Here is a 25566-nt window from a genome sequence, read left to right on the forward strand (position 1 = left end):
CATGCAATAAAAGAGGTGCGGATATGGTAGAGCATTATTAAAGCCGAAAAAACTGAAAATCATCGTCTTTACAAGGTACAAAAATTCTAAGTGACGGGCCCGTTGTAACGGACCCGCACGTGTTAAAAATACTGCGTAATTATTTCACCGACGGCGTCTTGGAACGCCACTGGCTGCCTGATTTAAGCGTACTGCTTTCCTCAAATTTCACCGGATTATCACGATAAGCTTTCAGCTTGTTGCGCATCCAGCTGCTGGCATCACCCACGCCGCTGATCACCCCGGTCGTCGCTCCGCCGCCCAGGTGGACATGGAAAATACCGCGTGACGGGAAATCCAGATACTTAGGTGTGGAAAGATCCCATGAATGCCGGGAGAACAGTTCCCGGGTGTCGTGGCCCATCATTGAGGCATAAGCGGCATCGAATTTCAGCGGCAGAAGGCGTTCATGGATGGCATCCACCGAGGCACCAATTTCGGAATGCCCCATCAGGTAGCTGCCGCCGCTGCCCCAGTTCTGGGTGTTGAAATCAGCATTAACCTCATCTGCGGAAGTTGGCAGATGGCTGGCCGGGATCTGCCATGGCAGAACCGGTTGACGCAGGTGGCGGCTTAAGGAGGCACAGAAATCGAACGTACGCTCCCATTCGTATGGCGAATAACAATAACCATTGGCATATGAACGGATAGTGAAATCATCGGCTTCGTAACGGTCAGCGGCCATAAAATCAGCGCCCTTCGCCACGTCAGGAGAACCGTCTGCACGGATATATTCGATGTCATCAAACACGCCGACCAGCAATGCATATTGCGCCGTCAGTCTGCCCGCAGTGAACGGATCAACCGTCATTTTTTTATGTTGCCCGTCAGCGGCATCAAAAACATCATCGTAGACGAAATCTTTATAAATCCACTGCGAACCTGCCACTCCCCACAGGTTGACCTGCCAGCCGAGTACGACGTCTGGCGCAACCACGCGCGTCAGCCAGTTTACCGCCCGGATATAGCCTTTCAGGGTATTGGTGATGCCCGCCGGAACCTGCACATTCACATTGTGGTGGGCAAGTGCTTCGCTCAGAGGCTGACGAACCGGAATTTCATACGTTGGCAGGAAACCGTATTTCTGGCATTCGCCGAGATAATCCGGATTCACAATATACCCGGCTGGTACCGGATGTTCCGCATCCTGCTGGGATTGCGCCATTTGCAACGACTGAATAAAGTTGGCGAAGCTGAATTTATGGCGTACCGGATCAGCAATAATATTCGGCACATCACCCAATGATAAGTTACAGGTGTAAGACACCATCAGCGGCAACACGGGTTCATTCAGTTTGGCGGAGACGTCCCGTGCCATTTTAATAATTTGCAGCGTCGGTTCTTTAGACGGTGACAGATAATCGCCCGCATCGCCCATGCCGTCATCACCGGAATATTTGAAAATTGAAGACACACGCGCCGCGGCAAAATCATCCACGTTAGTCGGCACCATATTGGCGCAGGCACCAAAGGTGAGGAACTCTGGGAAACCTTTCACGTGCAGATTCGCCCCTTTCACAATCGTCACATTCAGCTGTGCCGGTGCATTCGCGCTGACCAGTAACGGCTGAGGGCTGACATCCACGTAATGTACGATGCCGTTGTGAATAAAGGTTCCCGAGACCACGGTATAAGAACCCGGCACAACCAGAACTGGCTGCTCAATGCTGCCATTTTGCGCGGCAATCGCATCGAAGCGGTACTGACGAGGTGTGGCGGAATTGTCTGTCAGTCGCAGGGAAATGGATTTACTGACCGCGCTTTCCGCTTTCACACTGACCGTCAGCTTCGCAGCATTTGGCTGTGAATCACCACGCTGGCTGACCTGCGCCTGAGTGAAGTTAATGCTGTGATACTGGCCGTCGAACTGACCGTCGTAATCATCAAACAGATAATGAATATTGTTCAGACGTAAATCGGCAATACGGATTTCAAAGCGGCCGGTAGCAGGTAAATGTTCCAGACGATATTGCTGGCCGGAGCGTACCGGCAGGCTCAGTTTATCTGTGCCGTTCTCGCTGCAAATCAGCGTCAGCTCTTCATCGCGCAAACCGGCAATGCCTGAGAAATTCAATGCAACATCAATGGTCGTACTGCGATCCACAGCGCCGAAAGTGACGGCCAGCGAGGTGGTACGGCCTTTATCAATGGTGATTTCTGTCTGTCCGAGATTGACAGGCACGCGGACAGTACCGTCTTCCGTGCTTAATTCTGCTGCAAAGACACTGTAATTCCCCGCATTGACGGAAAATTTAGAGACGTGACCAAACTCTGGCAAAACGCGCAATGTTTTATCGCCGCGCACCAGACGCAGTTCGAGTGCGGCATTTGTCAGCCCGGCAGGCAACGGCGGACAACTGACCGACAATTCACCGGTAACACCCGGTTCTTCATCAGCGGCCAGCGCAAAGGTTTCGCGGAAATCAGACCAGGCAGGCGAATCCGCAGAGGAGACGTTCAGCCCCATATGAATTTTCTGAATGGCATCGCCCACAGGCTGTCCATCGGTCGGCTCAATCGTCACTTTGACATCAAAAATCCCGCCGCCAACTTCCGTGGATTCCACTTTCGTGCCGAGCGGTTTCCACGGATTGGTTTCGACATTAATATCACCGGCAGTTATTTTTCCGGGTGCTGAAAATACGATCACTAACTTTTCTTTAATATCAACCGCGCCGCCAGACGTTGATTTAATCTCATTCAAATCGAGAGTGGGATACCAGGCATCGTTGATCATGTTTAATTTAAATTGCAATTGCATAATACTTCTCCGCAAAGATGGATAAATAGCGTGGAAAATCCCGTATTAATAAGGTCATCCGGGAACAGCCATCACCCTAGCAGAGGAGTAAAACATTCATATCCACACTTAATTCATTTTATATACTTATTATTAATAATATTACGAACAACTAACCCATTAATATAACGGCACGTTTTTTATTATTATCACCCCCTTATTATTATTCTCAAAAAAATAAAAACTCTATTATTACGCCCGTTGCAACATGTTCAAATCCCCTGACCTTTACGCTCTGCAAACGAAGGGGGTGTTACATGTCTGGTTTGCGCGATGCTTTCCATTTTTAGTTGTGACAGCTTCTTGCCCGCTGGGCTAAGATACGCAACAGAAAAAATCCTTAAACCCATCGCGTCGAAAAATGGATTAAAAAGATTAAGTCTATGACAAATAATGTAAACCTGGATGCCCACACCCCGATGATGCAGCAGTATCTGCGTCTGAAAGCTGAGAACCCGGAAGTTCTGCTGTTCTATCGCATGGGTGACTTTTACGAACTGTTTTATGACGATGCGAAACGCGCATCTCAGCTGATGGATATCTCCCTGACCAAACGCGGCGCTTCTGCCGGTGAGCCGATCCCGATGGCGGGCGTGCCTTATCATGCGGTAGAAGGTTATCTGGCGAAACTGGTCCAGCTAGGGGAATCCGTCGCGATTGCTGAACAAATTGGCGACCCGGCCCTAAGTAAAGGGCCGGTTGAACGCAAAGTCGTACGCATCGTCACGCCGGGCACCGTCAGTGACGAAGCGTTGCTCAGCGAGCGTCATGATAACCTGCTGGCGGCTATCTGGCAGGACGGGCGCGGGTTTGGTTATGCCACGCTGGATATCAGTTCCGGCCGTTTCCGCGTCGCACAGCCTGACGATCTGGAAACCATGGCAGCCGAATTACAGCGCACCAATCCGGCGGAATTACTCTACCCGGAAAGCTTTGAAGCCATGTCGCTGATTTCCTCCCGCCGTGGCCTGCGCCGCCGTCCGATGTGGGAATTCGAGCTGGAAACCGCGAAACAGCAGCTCAATCTGCAATTCGGTACCCGCGATCTGAGCGGCTTCGGCGTTGAGCAGGCTGCTCAGGCGCTGCGTGCTGCCGGTTGTCTGCTGCAATACGTAAAAGATACCCAGCGCACCGCCCTGCCGCATATCCGTGGCGTCACCATGGAGCGCCAGCAGGATGGGATTATTATGGATGCGGCCACGCGCCGTAATCTGGAGCTGACGCAAAACCTGGCGGGTGGTGTAGAGAACACGCTGGCGGCAGTGCTGGATCAGGCCGTAACGCCGATGGGCAGCCGCATGCTCAAGCGCTGGATCCACATGCCGAGCCGCGACATCAAACTGCTGACGCATCGTCAGCAGGCGATCGGTGCATTGCAGGATCTCACGGCGGATTTACAACCGGTACTGCGCCAGGTCGGCGACCTTGAACGTATTCTGGCACGTCTGGCACTGCGCAGCGCACGTCCGCGTGATCTGGCCCGTATGCGTCATGCCATGCAGCAACTGCCGGAAATCCGCGAGATCTTGCAGGGAACCGAAGCCGCTCATGTGAAAACGCTGGTGGAGCAAACCGGTGACTTTACCGAACTGGTGGAACTGCTTGAACGCGCTGTGATCGAAAGCCCGCCGGTTCTGGTGCGTGACGGTGGCGTAATCGCACCAGGTTACAACGCTGAGCTGGATGAATGGCGTGCGCTGGCAGACGGCGCGACGGATTATCTCGATCGTCTGGAGATCCGCGAACGTGAAAAGCTGGGGCTGGATACGCTGAAAGTCGGTTTCAACGGCGTTCACGGTTATTACATTCAGGTCAGCCGTGGGCAGAGCCATCTGGTGCCGATTCATTACGTCCGTCGCCAGACGCTGAAAAATGCCGAGCGCTACATCATTCCTGAGCTGAAAGAGTACGAAGACAAGGTGCTGACCTCCAAAGGTAAAGCCTTGTCTCTGGAAAAGGCGCTGTACGAAGAGTTGTTCGATTTGCTGATGCCGCACCTGTCTGCATTACAGCAAAGCGCCAGTGCACTGGCCGAACTGGATGTGCTGAGTAATCTGGCGGAACGCGCGTACACACTGAATTACGCCTGTCCGACCATGAGTGAAAAACCAGGCATTAATATTACCGGCGGTCGCCATCCGGTGGTTGAGCAGGTGCTAAGTGAACCGTTTATTTCTAACCCGCTGAACATGTCCCCGGCGCGACGGATGCTGATTATCACCGGTCCGAACATGGGCGGTAAAAGTACCTATATGCGCCAGGCAGCACTGATTGTTCTGATGGCGCATATCGGCAGCTATGTTCCCGCTGAGACTGCCGTCATCGGGCCGGTGGATCGCATCTTCACCCGCGTCGGTGCAGCGGACGATCTGGCTTCCGGGCGTTCGACCTTTATGGTGGAAATGACAGAGACGGCGAATATCCTGCACAACGCGACGGAAAACAGCCTGGTGCTGATGGATGAAATCGGGCGCGGGACATCAACGTACGATGGTTTGTCGCTGGCATGGGCATGTGCGGAAAACCTCGCCAGCCGTATTAAAGCCATGACGTTGTTCGCCACCCATTATTTCGAGCTGACCACCCTGCCGGAAAAAATGGAAGGCACCGTCAACGTGCATCTGGATGCTATCGAACACGGCGATACCATCGCGTTTATGCACAGCGTACAGGATGGCGCCGCCAGCAAGAGTTATGGTCTGGCCGTTGCCGCACTGGCTGGTGTGCCGCGTGATGTGATTAAGCGCGCCCGTCAGAAACTGAAAGAGCTGGAAACGTTGTCGAACAACGCTGCCGCCAGCAAAGTTGACGGTCCGCAACTGGCTTTACTGACCGAAGAAGTATCTCCGGCAGTTGAGGCACTGGAGTCACTGGATGCAGATTCGTTATCGCCACGTCAGGCGCTGGAATGGATCTATCGTCTGAAAGATATGGTGTAAACGTCCGCTGAACTGAACCGGATGCATAAAAAAACGGTGGGGATTAACCCACCGTTTTTATTGGATGCTGCATATTGTGGCAATTGCCTGTGAGTTATTTACTCACGGAAAAGTGCTTCGATACTCAGTCCTTGCCCCTGCAGGATTTCACGCAGGCGACGCAAACCTTCTACCTGAATCTGACGAACACGTTCACGTGTCAGACCGATTTCGCGGCCCACATCTTCCAGCGTTGCCGCTTCATAGCCTAACAGGCCAAAACGACGCGCCAGCACTTCACGCTGTTTTGCATTCAACTCGAATAACCACTTCACGATACTCTGTTTCATATCGTCGTCTTGTGTGGTGTCTTCCGGGCCGTTGTCTTTTTCATCCGCCAGAATATCTAACAACGCTTTCTCTGAGTCACCACCCAATGGGGTGTCTACAGAAGTGATGCGTTCATTCAGGCGCAACATACGGCTGACATCATGTACCGGTTTGTCGAGTTGCTCAGCAATCTCTTCAGCGCTCGGTTCATGGTCCAGTTTATGTGCAAGTTCACGTGCGGTACGCAGGTAAACGTTCAGTTCTTTAACGATATGAATCGGCAGACGAATAGTACGGGTTTGATTCATAATCGCCCGTTCGATTGTCTGACGGATCCACCATGTTGCATAAGTAGAGAAACGGAAGCCGCGCTCAGGGTCGAATTTTTCAACCGCACGGATCAGACCCAGGTTACCTTCCTCGATCAAATCCAGCAGTGCCAGACCGCGGTTACTGTAGCGGCGGGCAATTTTAACCACCAAACGCAGATTACTTTCAATCATACGGCGGCGGGAAGGAACATCTCCCCGCAGCGCGCGTCGTGCGAAATAAACTTCCTCTTCTGCGGTAAGCAGAGGGGAATAACCGATTTCACCGAGGTACAGTTGAGTGGCATCCAGCACTCGTTGGCTTACAGTCTGCGACAACAATTCTTCTTCAGCATCGTTGTCGGCAGTCTCTTCGACTATTGCTTTCTCGTCAAAGGCTTCAGCGCTGTTCTCATCGAAATCTACATCATCATGTAACTCGTTAACTTTCAGCGTATTCTGACTCATAAGCTGCTCCTACCCGTGGTCCCGAGGGCAGAATCGATGCTCTGCCCCGATTTATCGCTGCGGAAGATAACGCAGCGGGTTTACGGATTTCCCCTTGTAACGAATTTCAAAATGCAATCTTACTGAACTGGTTCCGGTGCTACCCATAGTCGCTATTTTTTGACCCGCCTGCACTTCTTGTTGTTCCCGGACCAGCATTGTATCGTTATGTGCATAGGCGCTCAGGTAATCATCATTGTGTTTGATGATGATTAGATTACCGTAACCGCGAAGAGCATTACCGGCGTAGACCACACGCCCCGAGGCGGTTGCTACGACAGACTGTCCACGCGAACCAGCAATATCGATCCCCTTATTTCCCCCTTCAGAAGCTGAGAAATTATCGATAATTTTCCCGTCAGTCGGCCATTTCCAGGAGGAAACCGGACCGCCATTATTTGTAGATGTGGCGACGGGAGTGCTGGCTACAGCAACAGGTGTTGTGGTGGTAGTAACTGCACCTGATGAAGGCAACATCTTGCCTACATTCTGTTTACCAGAAGAATCAGAATACGTGGTAGTTGGTTGAGATGCAACCACAGAACCTGTGAGCATGCCCCCGGTTGGAACTTTCGGAACACCGCCATTTGTGGCATCTGTGACCGCTATCGCACCCCCGGTACTTGCTGCGGAAGAGACGTTATTTATCTGGATTGTCTGGCCAACTTCGAGGCTGTATGGCTCTGGGATATTATTGCGCGCGGCCAGGTCGCGGAAGTCATTGCCCGTGATCCATGCAATATAAAACAGAGTGTCGCCACGCTTCACCTGATAGGTGCTGCCACTGTAACTTCCCTTAGGGATTGAGTTATAGCTGCGGTTGTAGACAATGTGTCCGCCAGGGCCGACAGCAGGCGCCATTTGCGGAGTGGAATTCAGAGTATTCTGACTACTATTGCCACTGCCACCGCCGCCATTAACGCTGCTGATGGGTGCAGATGTCGTTGAATTGTTCGTACATCCCGCCATCCAGGCACTGATAAAAGTACACATTACAATGCGGCTTAGTGTTTTTATTGGGCTTCCCGTGCTCATATTTCCCCCGTTACGGCAATCTCAGAATATCTCTTTAACCTCGCACACCGCGCCAGCTGGCGCTTTTCGTGTCATCAGACACGGTGCGGGCAGGCAACATGCTCATTCAGGCCTTTGCCCAAATGCCGCTGTGCCATAAAAAACTGTAGTGGATGCTATCAACATCGCCAGTACAGCACCATATAACAGTTGTATTTAAATTTTAAGAGGTTAGTCCTGCAGGGATCGGCTTATCACCGGTTTCAGGCGAGCTCGCCTTTCACCAGCGGGACAAAACGAACGGCTTCGATAGTCTCTGCAACAAACTCATCACCACGTCGTGTGACCCGTTGCAATGTTTGATTTTCTTCGCCCACGGGCAGAATTAATACGCCGCCATCATCGAGTTGTTGCAGTAGATCTTGAGGTATTTCAGGAGGTGCAGCAGTGACAATAATGGCATCGAACGGGCCACGCGAAGGCCAGCCCTGCCAGCCGTCACCATGACGGGTGGAGACATTATGCAAATCGAGTTGCTTGAGGCGTCTTTTGGCCTGCCACTGCAACCCTTTGATGCGCTCAACCGAGAAAACATGTTCAACCAGATGTGCCAGAATCGCAGTCTGATAGCCTGACCCGGTGCCAATTTCCAGCACGCGTGAAGTGGGCTCAAGGCGCAGCAGCTCGGTCATTCTCGCCACGGTATAAGGCTGAGAAATGGTCTGACCGGAGCCAATAGGCAACGCAGTGTTTTCGTAAGCTTTATGCTGAAATGCCTCATCCACGAAACGCTCACGCGGCACAGATTCTATGGCATGCAACAGTTTTTCATCATGAATGCCCTGCTGGCGAAGTTGTTCCAGCAGGTTGTACATCGGTTTATTCACCATTCGCGCTCACCCCGGCCTTTTCCAACCATGAGACCACGACATCCTGAGCCGCATAGGCGGTCAAATCCACCTGAAGTGGCGTCACTGAAACATAACCTTGCGCGACAGCAGCAAAATCAGTATCAGGTGCGACATCAAATTTATCCCCCGGCGGGCCAATCCAGTACAAGTCCTGACCACGCGGGTCCTGCTGACAAAATACCTGCTCGGCCGGATGACGGCTACCGCAACGCGTCACCTTGATCCCTTTGATCTGCGAAAGTGGCAAATCCGGGACGTTAATATTCAGAATTTTGCCAGTACGCAAAGGCTCACGCGCCAGAGCCCTGAGGATCCGACAGGTGATGATCGCCGCCGTGTCATAATGCTGATGGCCGTCCAGTGAGACCGCCAGCGCGGGAAAGCCCAGATGGCGGCCTTCCATCGCGGCGGCAACCGTACCGGAATAGATGACGTCGTCACCCAGATTCGGCCCCGCATTGATGCCAGAGACCACTATATCTGGCTTAGGGCGCATCAGCGTATTCACGCCAAGATACACACAATCGGTCGGCGTACCGTTAATTACGGCGGTATCACCGTTAGGGTAAGACTGAATACGCAACGGGCCGTCCAGCGTCAACGCATTAGATGCGCCGCTACGGTTACGATCAGGGGCCACCAGCGTTATGTCAGCAAATTCACGCAGTGCTGACGCCAGCGCCTGTATGCCCGGAGCCAGTACGCCGTCGTCGTTACTCAGTAATATCCGCATCACTTTCATCCAGATTCATCAGTTCACGCACCACGCTGGTGGCATAACTGCCGGCCGGTAACCAGAATTTGAGTTCCAGAGTAACATCATCCCAGCGCTGCCATTGCATCTGCAAAGGTTGCAGCATGATGGCACGACGTGCCGGTTCGACCCTCTCACGTTTAAGCAGCGACAGTAAATCCTCCTGACCATTCAGACAGGCCAGCTCATAGGCTTCAGCGTCTTCGAGTGTGCCCAGCGGGCCATCTCCCGGCAACGGTGCGGTTACCAGCAATTCACCGTTTTCAACGCGCGGTAGCAGCGATTCAAACTCTTCGGCTTTCGCCACAAACCAACTGCCACGGCCACTCAGTTGCAGGGCATCACCCAGCATCGGCAGACGCACGGTCCCCGCGGCAAGACGCTGGCTGGCGACGATATTGAACATCGCGCTGCGGCTGGCGGAAAGATAAAAACTGCGCTTCGCGCGTTCTTTCGGACGGGCTTCATTGGTTGCCCAGCGTTTCGCCTGCACCAGATTATTGCCACCACGGCCAAAACGCTGGGTGCCGAAATAGTTCGGTACGCCCTGTTGGGTGATTTTTTCCAGACGCGCCTCGACATCAGCCATATCGCTTACCTGACGCAGCACCAGCGTAAACGCGTTGCCTTTCAGCGTACCGATACGCATCTTTTTGCGATGGCGTGAGGCGCGGACAACTTCGCAGCCTTCGAGATCAAACTGGCTTAAATCGGGATCAGTCTTGCCCGGCAGATGCAGGCAAAACCATTGTTCGGTAACGGCATGGCGGTCTTTGAGACCGGCATAACTGACATCGCGCGGATGCACTTTGGCAAATCGCGCCAGTTGTTCCGCGACAAACTGCGTGTTACAGCCATTTTTGCGGATCCGCATCAACAGATGTTCACCTTCGCCATCCGGCTCAAAACCCAGATCCTCTTCGACAATAAAGTCTTCGGGATTGGCTTTCAGCAGGCCGGTGGCAACAGGCTCGCCCAGCAACCAGGTGAGACGGGACATATCTATCATGCGGTAATCTTCCACAACATCATTCCTTAATCAGCAGAGCAACGGCTTCGCAGGCAATACCTTCGCCACGGCCGGTAAAGCCCAGCTGTTCGGTTGTCGTGGCTTTCACGTTGACGTCATCCATATGACATTGCAGATCTTCTGCCAGAAACACGCGCATCTGCGGGATGTGCGGAGCCATTTTCGGTGCCTGTGCGATGATCGTGATATCCAGATTGCCCAGCTTGTAGCCTTTTGCACGGATACGGCGCCAGGCTTCGCGCAGCAGTTCGCGGCTGTCAGCACCTTTGAATGCCGGGTCAGTGTCCGGGAAAAGTTTACCGATATCTCCCAGCGCAGCGGCACCAAGCAGTGCGTCAGTAGCCGCGTGCAGGGCAACATCACCGTCAGAATGCGCCAGTAAACCCTGCGGATAAGGGATACGCACACCACCGATCACCAGCGGGCCTTCGCCGCCAAATTTATGTACATCAAAACCGTGACCGATACGCATTATGCGTTCTCCTCCTGGGATAAGCGGGTTAAATAGAATTCAGCCAGGGCCAGATCTTCTGGCCTCGTGACTTTAATATTATCGGCCCGAGCCGGGATCAGCATAGGATGAAAACCGCAATATTCCATTGCCGAGGCTTCATCTGTGATCACCGCACCTTCATTGAGTGCACGGCGCAGGCAGGTTTTCAGTAATTCGAGCGGGAAAAATTGCGGCGTCAGTGCATGCCACAGGTCCTGACGATCGACCGTATGCGCAATCGCTGTAATGCCCGGTTCACCACGCTTCATCGTGTCGCGCACGGGGGCGGCAAGGATCCCGCCCACTTTACTGGTGGTGGCAATCGCCAGCAGATTATGGAGATCGTCAGGATGCAGACACGGACGCGCCGCATCATGTACTAACACCCAGCCGCTGTCTCCGGCAACATCCAGCCCGGCCATCACCGACTCAGCACGTTCCGCACCGCCTGCAACCACGCGAATACGCGGATCACGGGCAATGGGAAGTTGTTCGAATTGCGTATCGTGCGGGCTTAATGCCACGATAACCTGACTGACTTTGCCGCTTTGCAGCAAAGCGCAAATTGAGTGTTCTATCAGCGTCTTACCGCCAATAGAAAGATATTGCTTGGGGCATTCTGCCTGCATACGGCTGCCAATGCCGGCAGCCGGTAACACGGCAATAACCTCTGGAAGGGAAACTGCGATATGGCTCATGGCTATTGATTCAGGTTGTTTTGCGAAACGGTGCTACCAGGCGCACGTTTGTTGTCAGGCACCAGACGATAAAAAGTCTCGCCGGGTTTAATCATGCCCAGTTCATTGCGTGCGCGTTCTTCGATCGCTTCCTGACCGCCGTTTAAATCGTCGATTTCTGCGAAAAGTTGATCATTACGTGATTTCAGTTTGCCGTTATTAACTTGTTGCACCTGAACGTCATCGTTTACACGTACATAATCGTGAATACCATTCTTACCCAGCCACAGCGAATACTGTAGCCAGCCAAGTAAAATCAGTAATAGCAGTGTTAGTTTGCCCATCCCCGCCCCCTAAAAAAGCTGGACAATCATCCCACAACTTTCCCTCTGACTCCACTGTGGCAGTGGTAAAGCCGGTGAGAATCAGACTTACGCACGCAATTAAGGGTGAGAATGACACAATGGGTTACATCGTGAAGGGAATTTGCAGCGAAAACTGCCAGGAAAAGTCACCAGCCAGACAGGAAAGAGAAGACAGTCCAGAACATGCCGATAACGCAGACCGCGCTGGCCAGAGAGGTTTTAAACCAGCCACCGCCAAAGAACGTGCTGAACGCAATGCCTATCAGGACGGAAACGGGCATCAGCGCCAGGAAGAACGGCCAGGTGTAGAGCAGGAAAAACAGGGTGTTGGAACCATAAACCAGAAAAGGGATCGCGAACGCCAGCCAGTAGAAGACAAACCCGATGAATCCGCCCTGCATGGAGTAGGAAGGATCTTCGGTGTCTGCACTGTCGGTTTCCGGTATCGGCACGCGTGTCCGGGGGGTAATTTCCCCGGTGCGATCCACGCGGTTCCGACTGACAAGTCTGCTAAATAACGCCTGCATAGATGATCCCTGTATTTCAGTGTAAACCGGCACGCTCTGTGACGTTTGGCCGGCAACATTCAGGGATTGATAATAGCGCGCTGGCGCATCACTTCTAATAATTGAGGCACCAATTGTGTTACCAATTGTTCACCATCAAGATGCACATCCGGGGTTTCCGGCGGCTGATATTCTGAGTCAATACCGGTGAAGTTTTTCAGTTCACCCGCACGGGCTTTTTTATACAAACCTTTCGGATCACGAGCCTCACAGATAGCCAGCGGCGTATCCACAAACACTTCAATAAACTGACCATCTTCCAGCAAATCACGCACCATTTCACGCTCGGCGCGGTGAGGTGAAATGAACGCCGTCAGCACGACCTGCCCGGCATCCACCATCAGTTTCGCCACTTCACCTACACGACGGATGTTTTCACGCCGGTCGTCGTCGGTGAAACCCAGATCGCGGCACAGTCCGTGACGGACATTATCGCCATCGAGCAGATAAGTGCTGACGCCCTGCGCATACAGCGCCTGTTCAAGCGCACCGGCCACTGTGGATTTCCCCGAGCCAGAAAGCCCGGTGAACCACAGCACCGCACCACGATGGCCATGTTGCTTTTCGCGATCCGCACGAGTCACCGTGTGCGGATGCCAGACAACATTCTCATCTTTTAAAAAAGTACTGTCTTGTGACGCCATCTTATTTGCCACCCAGCAGGTCACGCGCACCCCAGTGCGGGAAGTGACGTCGAACCAGGCTGTTCAGTTCCAGCTCAAATGCGCTGTATTTATCCGATTCCTGATATACCTGTTCAATGGCTTCACGTACCAGACCAGCACCCACGGTAACGTTGGTCAGCCGATCGATAAAGATCATGCCGCCGGTCACCGCGTTGCTCTGATAGTTATCCAGCACCAGTGGTTCGTCGAAGGCCAGTTCCACCAGTCCGATACCATTCAGTGGCAGGTTTTCTACCACACGCTGCGTCAGCGAGTTAATTTCCACCTGATATTCGATATTTTCCACACGCGCACGGGCTTTCTTGCCGCCGACTTTGATGTCGTAACTCTGGCCGACGCTCAGTGGCTGCTCGGCCATCCACACCACGTCGACTTTAGCATTTTGTACCGGTTTAACCGTTTCTTCAGCATCGACCAGCGTGTCGCCACGGCTGATATCACGCTCATCGGCCAGCACCAGCGTAATCGCGTCGCCCGCCCAGGCTTCCTGCAAATCACCGTCAAAGGTCACAATGCGTGCCACGGTAGATTCCACACCGGATGGCAATACTTTCACCTTCTGACCGACACGGACAGAACCGGATGCCAGCGTTCCCGCATAGCCACGGAAATCAAGATTCGGGCGGTTAACGTACTGCACCGGGAAGCGCATCGGTTGCTGTTCACGAATGTTAATAATGTTTACCGTTTCCAGCACGTCGAGCAACGTCGGGCCGGTGTACCAGTTCATTTTATCGCTTGGTGTGGCAACGTTGTCGCCTTCCAGCGCGGAAAGCGGCACAAATTTGATGTCCAGATCGGTCGGCAGTTGCTGCGCGAAATCCAGATAATCCTGTTTAAACTGCTCGAATACCGCTTCGCTGTAATCCACCAGATCCATTTTGTTGACGGCAACCACCAGGTGACGGATCCCGAGCAAGGTCGCAATAAAGCTGTGGCGACGGGTTTGATCCAGCACACCTTTACGGGCGTCGATCAACAGAATCGCCAGATCACAGGTCGATGCACCGGTCGCCATATTGCGGGTGTACTGTTCGTGCCCCGGCGTGTCCGCAATGATGAACTTACGTTTCTCGGTAGAGAAATAACGGTAAGCCACATCGATAGTAATGCCCTGTTCGCGTTCGGCCTGTAAGCCATCCACCAGCAGTGCCAGATCCAGTTTCTCGCCCTGGGTGCCGTGACGTTTACTGTCGTTATGCAGAGAAGACAGCTGATCTTCGTAGATCTGACGGGTGTCATGCAGCAGGCGCCCGATCAGGGTGCTTTTGCCGTCATCGACGCTGCCGCAGGTCAGAAAGCGCAGCAGGCTTTTGTGTTGCTGAGCGTGCAGGTAAGCTTCAACACCACCCTGCTCCGCGATTTGTTGTGCAATTGCGTTATTCATTAGCTGCGGCTCCTCAGAAGTATCCTTGACGCTTTTTCAGTTCCATCGAACCGGCCTGATCACGGTCGATCGCGCGTCCCTGACGTTCACTGGTGGTCGATACCAGCATCTCTTCGATGATCTCCGGCAACGTTTGTGCCTCAGATTCAACAGCACCGGTCAACGGCCAGCAGCCTAATGTGCGGAAACGCACCATTTTCTTCTCGATCACTTCGCCCGGTTGCAGATCAATACGATCATCATCAACCATCAGCAGCATACCGTCGCGCTCCAGCACCGGACGCGGTGCGGCCAGATACAACGGAACGATCTCGATATTTTCCAGATAGATGTACTGCCAGATATCCAGCTCAGTCCAGTTGGAGAGCGGGAACACGCGGATGCTTTCGCCTTTGTTAATCTGGCCGTTGTAATTGTGCCACAGTTCAGGACGCTGGTTTTTTGGATCCCAGCGGTGGAAGCGGTCACGGAACGAATAGATACGCTCTTTGGCACGGGATTTTTCTTCGTCACGGCGTGCACCGCCGAAAGCGGCATCAAAGCCATATTTATTCAGCGCCTGCTTCAGACCTTCAGTTTTCATGATGTCAGTATGTTTGGCACTGCCGTGCACAAACGGGTTGATGCCCATTGCCACGCCTTCCGGGTTTTTATGCACCAGCAGCTCAAAACCGTAATTCTTCGCCGTGCGGTCACGGAAGTCGTACATTTCGCGGAATTTCCAGCCGGTATCCACATGCAGCAGCGGGAACGGCAAGGTGCCCGGGAAGAAAGCTTTGCGCGCCAGATGCAACATCACCGAGGAATCTTTCCCGATGGAGTACATCATCACCGGGTTGGCGAATTCAGCAGCCACTTCACGGATGATATGGATACTCTCCGCCTCCAGTTGCCGCAAATGAGTCAGTCGTTTTTCGTCCATAACAGATCCTTTAAGCCAAATTCACAACCGACGGGCGTTGGGTGCCGTCAGTCTCAGGATGATGCCCAAACCAGGCCAGTTGCTGATGAAGTGATACCACTTCACCAATCACCAGTAACGCAGGCGCCGGCGCCTGCTGAGCCAGATGTTCAAGATTATCGAGTGTTCCGGTCAGCACCTGCTGATCAGAACGCGTTCCCCGTCCGATGACCGCAACGGGCGTATGCGCTGCGCGACCATGAGCGATCAGTTGCTGGCTGATTTCGGCAGCTTTAAGCGTGCCCATATAAATCGCCAATGTCTGCTGGCCTTTCGCGAGGGTCTCCCACTGCACGCCGTTGTTTTCCGGACGGCAATGCCCGGTCACGAATATCACACTCTGCGCGTAATCGCGGTGCGTCAGCGGAATACCGGCATAAGCCGTTGCGCCGGCAGCCGCGGTAACACCCGGCACCACCTGGAAAGGAATGCCTGCCGCCTGCACCGCCTGTAATTCTTCGCCGCCGCGTCCGAAAATAAACGGATCACCGCCTTTGAGGCGCACGACTTTTTTCCCCTGCTGCGCCAGTTCGACCAGCAGACGGTTAGTGTCTTCCTGCGCGACAGAATGGCTGCCCGCACGTTTACCCACACAAATTTTGTCCGCATCGCGGCGCACTAAATCCAGCACGTCTTCGCTGACCAGATAGTCGTAAAGCACGACATCGGCCTGCTGCATCACCTGCAGCCCGCGAAGGGTGAGCAATCCTGCATCACCCGGCCCGGCACCGACCAGCGTGACATTCCCGCTATGCGAGATGTCTTCCGCGTTTTCTAACTGTTGTTGCAGCGCCTGTTCTGCTTCTGCGAGCTTTCCCGCAGAAGCGAGGCTGGCAAAGCGTCCGGCAAACAGTTGTTCCCAGAAACGGCGACGCGCACGCATTGAACTGAACTGTGCTTTCACATTGTCGCGCCAGCGTCCGGCGATATCGGCCATTTGCCCCAGGCTGCCCGGCAGTAGAGTTTCCAGCTTCTCGCGCAACATTCTGGCGAGTACCGGCGCTTTACCGCTGGAAGAAATCGCGACCACAATCGGCGAACGGTCGACAATCGAAGGGAAAATGAACGAGCACTTCGGCTGATCGTCAACCACGTTAGCCAGAACATGACGGCGGTTGGCCTGTTCAAAAACCTCAGCATTTAACGCGGCGTCGTCGGTGGCGGCAATCACCAGAAAAACATCATCGAGCTGTTCCGGCAGAAATGCCTGTGCCGACCAGCTAACTTCTGCGGCCTGTCTGCGTTGTTCCAGCTCGGGAGAAAGTGCCTGTGCGACTATCCGTACTTGCGCACCTGCCCGCAGGAGGAGATCAATTTTGCGAGCAGCGACTTCGCCACCTCCCACGACCAGCACAGGGCGTTGTTTGAGGTCGGCAAATATTGGTAGATAGTCCACAAAAGCCTTTAATGATTGTCAGAGTTAATAAACAAACTATACGTGCAGGCAATAATTGATCTGAAATGACGAAAAGGAATGATTAGTTACTAAATGGAATATAGCCCGACAAAAAGAGCGGTTTGGGATAACGGGAAATTGTCTAATCGCACAGACAATCGCATACTGTACGCCCCAGAAAGACCGCCACACGCGGCCTGTTGTTTGATTGCCTTCCGGTCATATTGACCAGCAAATAAGGATTTTTGGCTATGTTTTCTTTTTTACGCATGAAGCGGACGCTGCTGGCGCTGAGCCTGAGCTGTGTCTGTATGGGTCATGCGATGGCGGCGTCCGCCCCGCTTCCGCCGGTGGGGATGATCGCCAGTCAGCAAATTCGCCATATCGCCACCTATTTTCCCGGACGCATGGCCGGCAGCCCGGCAGAACTGATCGCCGCGGATTATCTGAATCAGCAGTTCAATAAATTAGGATATACGAGCGATTTACGTGGCTTCGATACCCGCTATCTTTACACCAGCAATGCGGGCAAAAAGAACTGGCAAAATATTCACGCCACGTCGGTGATTGCCGCACGTGCAGGAGAAGTGCCGCAGCAAATCATCGTGATGGCGCATTTCGATACCTATGTGCCGCAAAGTGACAGTGATACCAACCATAATCTCGGCGGCCTGACGCTGCAGGGGGTCGATGACAACGCTTCCGGCGTCGGTGTGATGCTTGAGCTGGCCGAACGCATGCAGGCCATCCCGACGCACTACAGCTTGCGTTTCGTGGCGCTGAGTGCGGAAGAAACCGGTGCTAAAGGCGCGGAAGACTTTGTGAACCGCATGAGTGCTGAAGAGAAGAAAAATACGCTGCTGGTGATCAACCTGAATTCGCTGATCACCGGTGACCGGTTGTATTTCAACAGCGGCGCGAATACTTCCGTGGCCGTGGCGAAACTCACCCGCGTACGGGCGCTGAATATTGCGCACAGTCTGGGTATTCCGGCAGAAAGCCACGAAGGCGTACATTGCTGCGATGGCATAAAAGCGCTGGATGACGCACGGCTGCCGCTGCTGAACGTGACGGCGACTAACTATGCGCTGGGTAAGAAAGACGGCCTCCAGCAACGCGCGATCACCAGCCACTTCCCGCTGGGTACCACGCGTTATCAGAGCCAGTTCGATAATCTGCAGTATCTGGATAAAGCCCTGCCGGGACGCATTGAAAAACGTTCCCGCGATACGGTGAAAGTGTTATTCCCGTTGCTGAAAGATCTGGCGAAACCGGCGAAACACGCCTGATTAAATATGGGGAGTTGAGACGTTAATTACAGGAATCCCCTAAATAATTCGGATTGCAGGAAGGCGGCAAGTGAACGCATCCCCGGGAGCATAGATTACTATGTGACCGGGGTAAGAGCGCGCAGCCAACGCATCTGCAACCCGAAGTATGACGGGGATTTATTCATGGAGGCCGCATTCGCGTTTCAGTCCGAAAAAGCGCGTGTCTTCTTCCTTCATGCCTTCTTCCCATTTTTTCGTGGTGTGCGTGTCACCGACGGAAAGATAGCCCTGATCCCACAGCGGGTGATAGCTCAGGCCGTTGTCTTGCAGATAACGGAAGATCTGACGGTTATCCCAGTCAATAATCGGCAGGATTTTAAACACACCACGTTGCACCGCCAGCACCGGCAGATGCGCACGGCTGCCGGATTGCTCACGACGCAGACCGGCGAACCAGGTCTGCACGCCGAGCGTCTGAATCGCCCGATTCATCGGCTCGACTTTATTGATGTGATTATATTTCTCAATGCCCTCGACGCCCTGCTCCCATAGTTTGCCGTAACGCGCTTCCTGCCAGGCTGCCGAATGTTCAGCACGGAATACCTGTAAGTTCAGGTTCAGCTGTTCGGTTAACGTATCGATGAACTGATAGGTTTCCGGGAACAGATAGCCGGTATCGGTCAGGATCACCGGAATGTCCGGTTTCTGCTGTGTGACTAAGTGCAGACAGACCGCCGCCTGAATGCCGAAGCTGGAAGACAGCGCGAATTCACCGGGCATATTTTCCAGCGCCCATTGCACACGCTCCTGCGCGGACAATTTTTCGAGGCTGACGTTAATTTCCGCCAGCGCCATGGATTGTCCGGACTTCGGCAGTTCGTTCAGTTCAGCCAGAGTAAGATTCAGCAAACTCATATCGCCTCCTGTCGGTTATCGCTCTTAATCATAAAAGTCACGTGCCGGATCCAGCACGGGCTTAATGATCCCTGCGCGGATCACAAAGTCGCCAAAGCCTTCACCGTTCTCACGCTCTTTCGACCAGCGTCCGACCAGTTCGTCAATGATGCCCAGGATCTCTGCATCAGAAATATTTTCGCGGTACATGCGCGGAATACGTGTTCCGGCGCGGTTACCGCCAAGGTGCAGGTTGTAGCGGTTCATCGCTTTCCCCACCAGACCAATTTCGGCCAGCAGCGCACGACCGCAGCCGTTCGGACAACCGGTCACACGCAGAACGATGTGTTCATCGCCTACGCCGTGGCCGTGCATGATGCCTTCTACTTTGGTCACAAACTCAGGCAGGAAACGTTCCGCTTCCGCCATCGCCAGCGGGCAGGTCGGATAAGACACGCAGGCCATCGAGTTTTTACGTTGCTCGGTGACACCGTCGTCAATCAGGCCGTGATTACGCGCCAGGGTTTCGATCGCATCTTTGTCTTTTTCCGCGACACCGGCCACGATCAGGTTCTGGTTAGCAGTAAGCCTGAAATCACCTTTATGGATCTTAGCAATTTCTGCCAGTCCGGTTTTCAGCGGCTTGCCCGGATAATCAAGAATACGGCCATTTTCGATAAACAGCGTCAGATGCCATTGTTTGTCGATGCCTTTTACCCAGCCGATACGATCGCCGCGACCGGTGAATTCGTAAGGACGAATATCACCAAACTGAATGCCTGCACGTTTTTCAACTTCGGCTTTGAATACCGGCACGCCGACGCGTTCCAGCGTGTATTTGGTTTTGGCGTTTTTACGGTTGGTACGGTTACCCCAGTCGCGCTGCGTGGTCACCACGGCTTCGGCGACGGCCAGCGTGTTCTCCAGCGGAATAAAGCCCAGCTCGCTGGCAGTTCGTGCGTAAGTGGCTTTATCACCGTGGGCGATAGAAAGCCCGCCGCCGACCAGCACGTTGAAGCCGACCAGTTTGCCGTTATCGGCAATCGCCACAAAGTTCAGGTCGTTGGCGTGAAGATCCACGTCATTTTGCGGCGGGATCACCACGGTGGTTTTGAACTTACGTGGCAGATAGGTCGCCCCCAGAATCGGCTCTTCGTCGGTGGTTTCGACTTTTTCCTGATCCAGCCACACTTCGGCGTAAGCGCGGGTACGCGGCAGCAGGTGCTCGGAGATTTTCTTCGCCCACTGATACGCTTCCTGATGCAGTTCAGATTCCACCGGATTCGAGGTACACAACACGTTACGGTTAACGTCGTTAGCCGTAGCCAGTGCATCCAGACCAAGTTTATTCAGCAACTGATGCACCGGTTTTACGTTCGGTTTCAGAATGCCGTGGAACTGGAAAGTCTGACGGTTAGTAATACGGATGCTGCCGTACAGCGTGCTGTCTTCAGCAAATTTGTCGATGCCCAGCCACTGCGCAGGCGTCATCACGCCGCCCGGCAAACGGCAACGCAACATCATGGCATGACGCGGTTCCAGCTTTTGCTCAGCGCGTTCCGCACGGATATCACGGTCATCCTGCTGATACATGCCGTGGAAGCGGATCAACAGGAAGTTATCTCCGTTGAAGCCACCGGTCAGACCGTCTTTTAAATCCTCAGTGATGGTGCCGCGCAGGAAATTACTTTCCTTCTTCAGGCGTTCGGCGTCAGCCAGCGGGGCATCGACGATCAGCGGGCCCGGACCGGGATTGAGTTCACTCCACAACTTGTTGCTCATAAGGTTTTCGCTCATTGCTCTGATTCGTTAGTAGACGTCGCGCTGATAACGGCGATCAAGGCGCAATTCACTGAGATATTCGTCGGCCGTTTCCAGATCCATTTCGCCATATTTCGCGATAATTTCCAGTAACGCCTGTTCTACATCTTTCGCCATACGGTTAGCATCGCCGCAGACATACACGTGCGCGCCTTCCTGCAACCACTGCCAGACTTCAGCGCCCTGCTCACGCAACTTGTCCTGTACGTACACTTTTTCCGCCTGGTCGCGTGACCATGCCAGAGAGATATGGGTCAGCAAGCCGTCTTTCACGTAACGCTGCCACTCGACCTGATACAGGAAATCATCGGTAAAGTGCGGGTTGCCGAAGAACAGCCAGTTTTTGCCGGTGGCGCCGTCGTTATCACGCTGCTGAATGAAGGCGCGGAATGGCGCAATGCCGGTACCGGGTCCTATCATAATGACTGGTGTCTCCGGATTCGCTGGCAGACGGAAGTTGTCGTTATGCTCGATGAAGACTTTCACCTCGCCGTCTTCTTCCAGACGATCGGCCAGGAAGCCGGACGCGCCACCAGAGCGCGGACGACCATCGATGTCATAACGCACCACGCCAACAGTAATATGGACTTCTGTTTCAGTTTCAGCCTGCGAGGAGGCAATCGAATACAGGCGCGGCGTCAGCGGACGCAGTAAATCCACCAGTTGCTGGGCATCCAGCTCAGTCGGTGCGCGGCGTACCATGTCAGCAAACGGCACGGTCTGGGCGTATTGCTGCAGCGCAGGCTTGTCAGCCAGCAGACCGGTCAGGTGTTCATCGCGGCACAGCGCGGCATATTTTTCGATAATCGGCGTGGTGTTTTGGGTCAGTTCGATGTGATGTTGCAGCGCTTCTGAAAGCGGCAATTTTTTATCGTTCACCTCGACAATTTCATCACCTTTCAGCCACAGCAGTTCAACGATTTCCTGCACCAGTTGCGGATCGTTTTCAAACCAGATCCCCAGCGCATCGCCCGGCTGGTAACGCAGGCCGGAATCACCGAGTTCGATTTCCAGATGACGCACGTCTTTATCAGAATCGCGGCCGGTAATTTTCTGGTTAACGGAAAGTGTCGCGGTCAGCGGCGCTTCTTTGGTGTAAGGGCTGCTGTCGACCTGATTCACACTGCCTGCCAGCGTCGGAGCCGCCTGCGCCCCGGTGTCAGCCGGTACGCGCTGTTTCAGCACATCGACAATACGCTTACGCCAGTTTTCGGCGGCTTCTTTATATTCCACATCGGCATCAACGCGGTCTAACAGGCGTTCTGCACCCAGCTCGCCCAGACGGGTATCGAAATCTTTACCTGCCTGACAGAAGAATTCGTAAGAAGTATCACCCAGCGCAAACACCGCAAAAGCCGTGTCTTTCATTTGCGGGGCTTTTTTGGATTGCAGGAATTTGTGCAGCGCGACGGCTTCTTCAGCCTGTTCGCCTTCGCCCTGCGTAGAGGCCACGATCAGCAGCAGCTTTTCCTGACCAATTTGTTTGAATTTATAGTCACCGGCATTCACCAGATTGACGTTAATTTTCGCGGCGATCAGGTCATCACGCAGTTGCTCGGCAACACGGCGGGCGTTACCCGTTTGCGAGGCGGAAATCAGAGTGACTGACGCGGCATTCTGTACCGGAGCAGAAGCTGCCAACGCACCCGGTTGCTGATTAACCATGCCCCAGAAATACCCTGACAGCCAGGCCATCTGAGTCGGTGAATAATCACCAATCGCCGATTGAAGGCGGGCCATTTGCTCGGGGGTCAGCGGGAGCAGTGAAGTTGGAGGAGCCTGAGTCGTCATCGCGGTACGAATTCCCTTATGCAAAAGCAAGTCATCAATCCGGCCTCCGGCGCTTTTTACAGTATATGTTCGCGCGGGAAAGACCTTTCAGAGGATGTAGGTTAACGAGCAGGATAATAACAATTAAAGAAGTGATGGAAATAATAAATAACCAAAATGACTAAGAGGATTTAGAGGTAAGGTCTATCTGAAAAAGTGGTAAGGCATGATTTTTATCCTACTGAAATCGCTAAAAAATTTACCTCACTGCGAGCAGGCCCTTTGCAAAGTGCCGGATACATAAAGAAAAACCCCGCCGGAGCGGGGTGATGAATATTTTTCAGGATTCAGCTAAGCGTGACGATTTTAAAGATGAAAAGCGTTGTGCTGTTCAAACCAGGCGAACTGTCCGGCGGCAAATACTGACATTTTACTGCCACTGTGGCCAACATCTGACAGATCCATAAAGTGCCAGTTAAACGGTGTGTTGTTCTGTTCAGCGCGTTGCTGGGAAGTGGTGAAATAACTCTCGGCGCGCTCCAGACGGTTTGTCCCCTGCGCCATCGCCTGCTTGGATTTGCGCAGCAGGCGGTTTTCCGGATCGTCGTCTTCAGCCCCCACGGCAATCAGCACCGGTTTGGCAAAGTAATCATTCAGTTGCTGCTGGCTGACCGCCACCGGCGCTTCGCGTAAACCATAAGGCCAGCGCTGATCGGTATCCGGTAATGTCCACCAGCCTGCCGCCGCACAGACCGCGGCTTTCACATTCGGCTCAGGCAACAGCGTCAGCATGCGATGTACAAACTGGCAGCCCGCGCTGTTTCCAAATAAATAGTATTGTTTCTGGCTGGTGACGCCCTGCTTTTGCAGCGTCGTAAACAAGTTATCGACCATGCTGAACGCCCACTGCGATTTCGGCAAACGGTGATGGGTTTTGCTGTCGGTCAGATTACCGAGGTTATAGCCTGCGGCGCCGGGAAAATCCTGCTCGCTGAAATGCGGCACGACCACGCGCAAATGATACTGATCGGCAACAGTCATCCAGTCATTGCGGTAAGTCGCGGCGTTACGGTCCACGCCGGTCATCACCATCACCACCGGCGTAGTCTCATCCGCACCGGCCGGTTGGTAGGTGAAAACTTCCAGCGGCTTTTTACCCGGTGCCAGTGCAATATGCATCACACCGGATCCCGGTGGGAAAACCAGAGGTGCTTTACTGACCGGAGTTTTGGCAACCGGAGAGGCTTTAACCGCGGGTTGAACCGGTTTAGCCGCAGCGGGGACGGACTGCTGAGGGGTGGCAGTGGTCTCTGCCTGAACACCAGCCGAGAACAACAACGCCAGAACAGCGCAACGAAGCACAGTAATCATTCACTATCTCAACAAGTTAGTTTCTACCGGCTCACTGTATGCCAGCAATGCGGGCGGAGTAAAGAGAGTAAAAGTCAGGATTTGGTGAAGAAAAGCGCAGTTAAGTCATGGCACGTAAGCCGGTATTCCGGTACTATGCCGCGTTTTTTCGAGCAACGAGACATGCCTCATGACCACCACATTATTTAAAGATTTTCAGTTTGAAGCCGCCCACCATTTACCGCATGTGCCCGCCGGGCATAAGTGCGGACGGTTGCACGGCCACTCTTTCACCGTCCGTTTAGAAATCACCGGTGAAGTGGATCCGCATACCGGCTGGGTGATGGATTTCGCCGAACTGAAAGCTGCGTTTAATCCGACTCTGGATCGTCTCGATCACTATAATCTGAATGACATTCCGGGCTTAGAAAACCCGACCAGCGAAGTGCTGGCCGCGTGGATCTGGAACGAGATGAAACCTAAGCTGCCACTGCTCAGCGCCGTGCGCGTGAAAGAAACCTGCACCGCGGGTTGTGTGTATAAAGGTTAACTCAGCATATCTCTTATGCAATGTTGAGATACTTATGTGTCTGCATTGAAAGCCGCCAGTTCCTTGCAATGCAGGTCGCAATGCACAGTCTGGTGGCTTCTTCTTTTTGACTGATTGGCTGCAGGGCAATAATCCGCGCTTTGCTGTCAGTCAGGGTTTCCAGCAGGGCATCCAGAGCGTCGATATCACGCTGACGCGCCACCGGATGTTTCACTTCATCGGCCCGTTTCAGTGCCTGCGGCAAAATGTCGTAACCGCCACGCATATTCACTTTCGGGGAAACCGTCACCCAGGTATTCACCGAGCAACGGACTTCGTGCGTGCCGCTGGTTTCAATCTGGCAACTGAAGCCGCTCTTTTCCAGCAATGACGTCAGTTCAGTCAGATCGTAAATACATGGCTCGCCGCCGGTGATCACCACATGACGCGCGGTGTAACCTTGCTGCGCGATAACCTCGAGCAGTTGTTCGGACGTGGCATTGCCCCAGGCATCACTCTCTTCGGTTTTGACCAGAATGCGCTGCATATCGACTTCCCGATCAGCAATTTTATCCCAGGTGTGTTTGGTATCGCACCAGCTGCAACCCACAGGACAGCCTTGCAGGCGAACGAAAATCGCCGGCACGCCGGTAAAATAGCCTTCCCCTTGCAGGGTTTCGAACATCTCATTAATCGGGTACTGCATCGGTTTCTCAGTCATCTCTAAAAAAAATCAGCGCGCATTATCGCAGATCGCAGGCGCTGCGCCAAATACAGGGCGCAGCGGGA

The 25566-nt window shown here is 53.5% G+C and carries 22 protein-coding genes; 3 read left to right on the forward strand and 19 right to left on the reverse strand.

The annotated features are described in order from the left end of the window. Nucleotides 1-139: 139 nt before the first annotated feature. On the reverse strand, nucleotides 140-2800 hold the full coding sequence (locus AACU55_RS24905) for a hypothetical protein (RefSeq protein ID WP_013574021.1): 2661 nt from the start codon (nucleotides 2798-2800) through the stop codon (nucleotides 140-142). A 422-nt stretch (nucleotides 2801-3222) separates the two neighbouring features. On the opposite strand from AACU55_RS24905, the gene mutS reads away from it, so the two are divergent. Beyond that, the gene (gene mutS, locus AACU55_RS24910; protein WP_134706343.1) at nucleotides 3223-5778 is read left to right on the forward strand and encodes a DNA mismatch repair protein MutS; all 2556 of its coding nucleotides are present in this window, start codon (nucleotides 3223-3225) and stop codon (nucleotides 5776-5778) included. A 98-nt stretch (nucleotides 5779-5876) separates the two neighbouring features. Here mutS and rpoS read toward each other — a convergent pair whose 3' ends face one another. The 13 genes from rpoS to cysG all read right to left on the reverse strand — a co-directional run bounded on the left by rpoS (nucleotide 5877) and on the right by cysG (nucleotide 17142). After that, on the reverse strand, nucleotides 5877-6863 hold the full coding sequence (gene rpoS, locus AACU55_RS24915) for an RNA polymerase sigma factor RpoS (protein ID WP_013574019.1): 987 nt from the start codon (nucleotides 6861-6863) through the stop codon (nucleotides 5877-5879). A gap of 51 nt (nucleotides 6864-6914) precedes the next feature. Next, nucleotides 6915-7937: a murein hydrolase activator NlpD gene (nlpD, locus tag AACU55_RS24920; RefSeq protein ID WP_013574018.1), complete on the reverse strand. Its 1023-nt coding sequence runs from the start codon at nucleotides 7935-7937 to the stop codon at nucleotides 6915-6917. Nucleotides 7938-8179: 242 nt separating this feature from the next. Next, nucleotides 8180-8806, reverse strand: coding sequence for a protein-L-isoaspartate(D-aspartate) O-methyltransferase (locus tag AACU55_RS24925; RefSeq protein ID WP_037034145.1), 627 nt, complete (start codon nucleotides 8804-8806; stop codon nucleotides 8180-8182). Then, the gene (gene surE / locus AACU55_RS24930) at nucleotides 8796-9560 is read right to left on the reverse strand and encodes a 5'/3'-nucleotidase SurE (RefSeq protein WP_167686157.1); all 765 of its coding nucleotides are present in this window, start codon (nucleotides 9558-9560) and stop codon (nucleotides 8796-8798) included. Before surE ends, AACU55_RS24925 begins: the two co-directional genes overlap by 11 nt. Then, nucleotides 9541-10587: a tRNA pseudouridine(13) synthase TruD gene (truD, locus tag AACU55_RS24935; RefSeq protein ID WP_167686159.1), complete on the reverse strand. Its 1047-nt coding sequence runs from the start codon at nucleotides 10585-10587 to the stop codon at nucleotides 9541-9543. The genes surE and truD overlap by 20 nt, the downstream gene beginning before the upstream one ends. A gap of 22 nt (nucleotides 10588-10609) precedes the next feature. Next, entirely contained in the window at nucleotides 10610-11083 is a 474-nt protein-coding gene (gene ispF, locus AACU55_RS24940) for a 2-C-methyl-D-erythritol 2,4-cyclodiphosphate synthase (RefSeq protein WP_013574014.1), read from the reverse strand. After that, on the reverse strand, nucleotides 11083-11802 hold the full coding sequence (gene ispD, locus AACU55_RS24945) for a 2-C-methyl-D-erythritol 4-phosphate cytidylyltransferase (protein ID WP_134706345.1): 720 nt from the start codon (nucleotides 11800-11802) through the stop codon (nucleotides 11083-11085). Before ispD ends, ispF begins: the two co-directional genes overlap by 1 nt. Before the next feature lie 2 nt (nucleotides 11803-11804). Next, nucleotides 11805-12125: a cell division protein FtsB gene (ftsB, locus tag AACU55_RS24950; protein WP_013574012.1), complete on the reverse strand. Its 321-nt coding sequence runs from the start codon at nucleotides 12123-12125 to the stop codon at nucleotides 11805-11807. A gap of 167 nt (nucleotides 12126-12292) precedes the next feature. Continuing rightward, entirely contained in the window at nucleotides 12293-12673 is a 381-nt protein-coding gene (locus tag AACU55_RS24955; protein WP_013574011.1) for a DUF3561 family protein, read from the reverse strand. Between the two features lie 59 nt (nucleotides 12674-12732). Then, nucleotides 12733-13356, reverse strand: a complete 624-nt coding sequence (gene cysC / locus AACU55_RS24960) for an adenylyl-sulfate kinase (RefSeq protein WP_013574010.1) — start codon at nucleotides 13354-13356, stop codon at nucleotides 12733-12735. A gap of 1 nt (nucleotide 13357) precedes the next feature. Continuing rightward, entirely contained in the window at nucleotides 13358-14785 is a 1428-nt protein-coding gene (gene cysN, locus AACU55_RS24965; protein WP_134706347.1) for a sulfate adenylyltransferase subunit CysN, read from the reverse strand. Nucleotides 14786-14798: 13 nt separating this feature from the next. Beyond that, nucleotides 14799-15707: a sulfate adenylyltransferase subunit CysD gene (gene cysD / locus AACU55_RS24970; protein ID WP_013574008.1), complete on the reverse strand. Its 909-nt coding sequence runs from the start codon at nucleotides 15705-15707 to the stop codon at nucleotides 14799-14801. Nucleotides 15708-15717: 10 nt separating this feature from the next. After that, nucleotides 15718-17142 carry a siroheme synthase CysG gene (cysG, locus tag AACU55_RS24975; RefSeq protein WP_037034148.1) on the reverse strand — a complete coding sequence of 475 codons (1425 nt, stop codon included), beginning with the start codon at nucleotides 17140-17142 and terminating at the stop codon, nucleotides 15718-15720. Nucleotides 17143-17393: 251 nt separating this feature from the next. Here cysG and AACU55_RS24980 point away from each other — a divergent pair, with 251 nt between their 5' ends. After that, nucleotides 17394-18431, forward strand: a complete 1038-nt coding sequence (locus tag AACU55_RS24980; RefSeq protein ID WP_013574006.1) for an aminopeptidase — start codon at nucleotides 17394-17396, stop codon at nucleotides 18429-18431. 159 nt (nucleotides 18432-18590) lie between these two features. Here AACU55_RS24980 and AACU55_RS24985 read toward each other — a convergent pair whose 3' ends face one another. From AACU55_RS24985 to AACU55_RS25000, 4 genes are all read right to left on the reverse strand, one after another. Then, a complete protein-coding gene (locus AACU55_RS24985; protein ID WP_013574005.1) occupies nucleotides 18591-19328 on the reverse strand; it encodes a phosphoadenylyl-sulfate reductase in 738 nt (245 codons plus the stop codon). 24 nt (nucleotides 19329-19352) lie between these two features. Beyond that, entirely contained in the window at nucleotides 19353-21089 is a 1737-nt protein-coding gene (gene cysI, locus AACU55_RS24990; protein ID WP_037034326.1) for an assimilatory sulfite reductase (NADPH) hemoprotein subunit, read from the reverse strand. Between the two features lie 27 nt (nucleotides 21090-21116). Beyond that, nucleotides 21117-22919 (reverse strand): NADPH-dependent assimilatory sulfite reductase flavoprotein subunit, encoded by a 1803-nt coding sequence (cysJ, locus tag AACU55_RS24995; RefSeq protein ID WP_134706348.1) that lies wholly within the window; start codon nucleotides 22917-22919, stop codon nucleotides 21117-21119. 345 nt (nucleotides 22920-23264) lie between these two features. Continuing rightward, entirely contained in the window at nucleotides 23265-24269 is a 1005-nt protein-coding gene (locus tag AACU55_RS25000) for an alpha/beta hydrolase-fold protein (RefSeq protein ID WP_119261244.1), read from the reverse strand. A gap of 169 nt (nucleotides 24270-24438) precedes the next feature. Here AACU55_RS25000 and queD point away from each other — a divergent pair, with 169 nt between their 5' ends. Next, nucleotides 24439-24798, forward strand: coding sequence for a 6-carboxytetrahydropterin synthase QueD (queD, locus tag AACU55_RS25005; protein WP_013574001.1), 360 nt, complete (start codon nucleotides 24439-24441; stop codon nucleotides 24796-24798). A gap of 13 nt (nucleotides 24799-24811) precedes the next feature. Here the strand turns inward: queD and queE are convergent, their stop codons facing one another. Then, nucleotides 24812-25483 carry a 7-carboxy-7-deazaguanine synthase QueE gene (gene queE / locus AACU55_RS25010; RefSeq protein ID WP_013574000.1) on the reverse strand — a complete coding sequence of 224 codons (672 nt, stop codon included), beginning with the start codon at nucleotides 25481-25483 and terminating at the stop codon, nucleotides 24812-24814. Nucleotides 25484-25566: the final 83 nt, after the last annotated feature.

The organism is Rahnella sp. CJA17(1/100) (assembly GCF_963881615.1).
Taxonomy (GTDB): Bacteria; Pseudomonadota; Gammaproteobacteria; order Enterobacterales; family Enterobacteriaceae; genus Rahnella; species Rahnella aceris.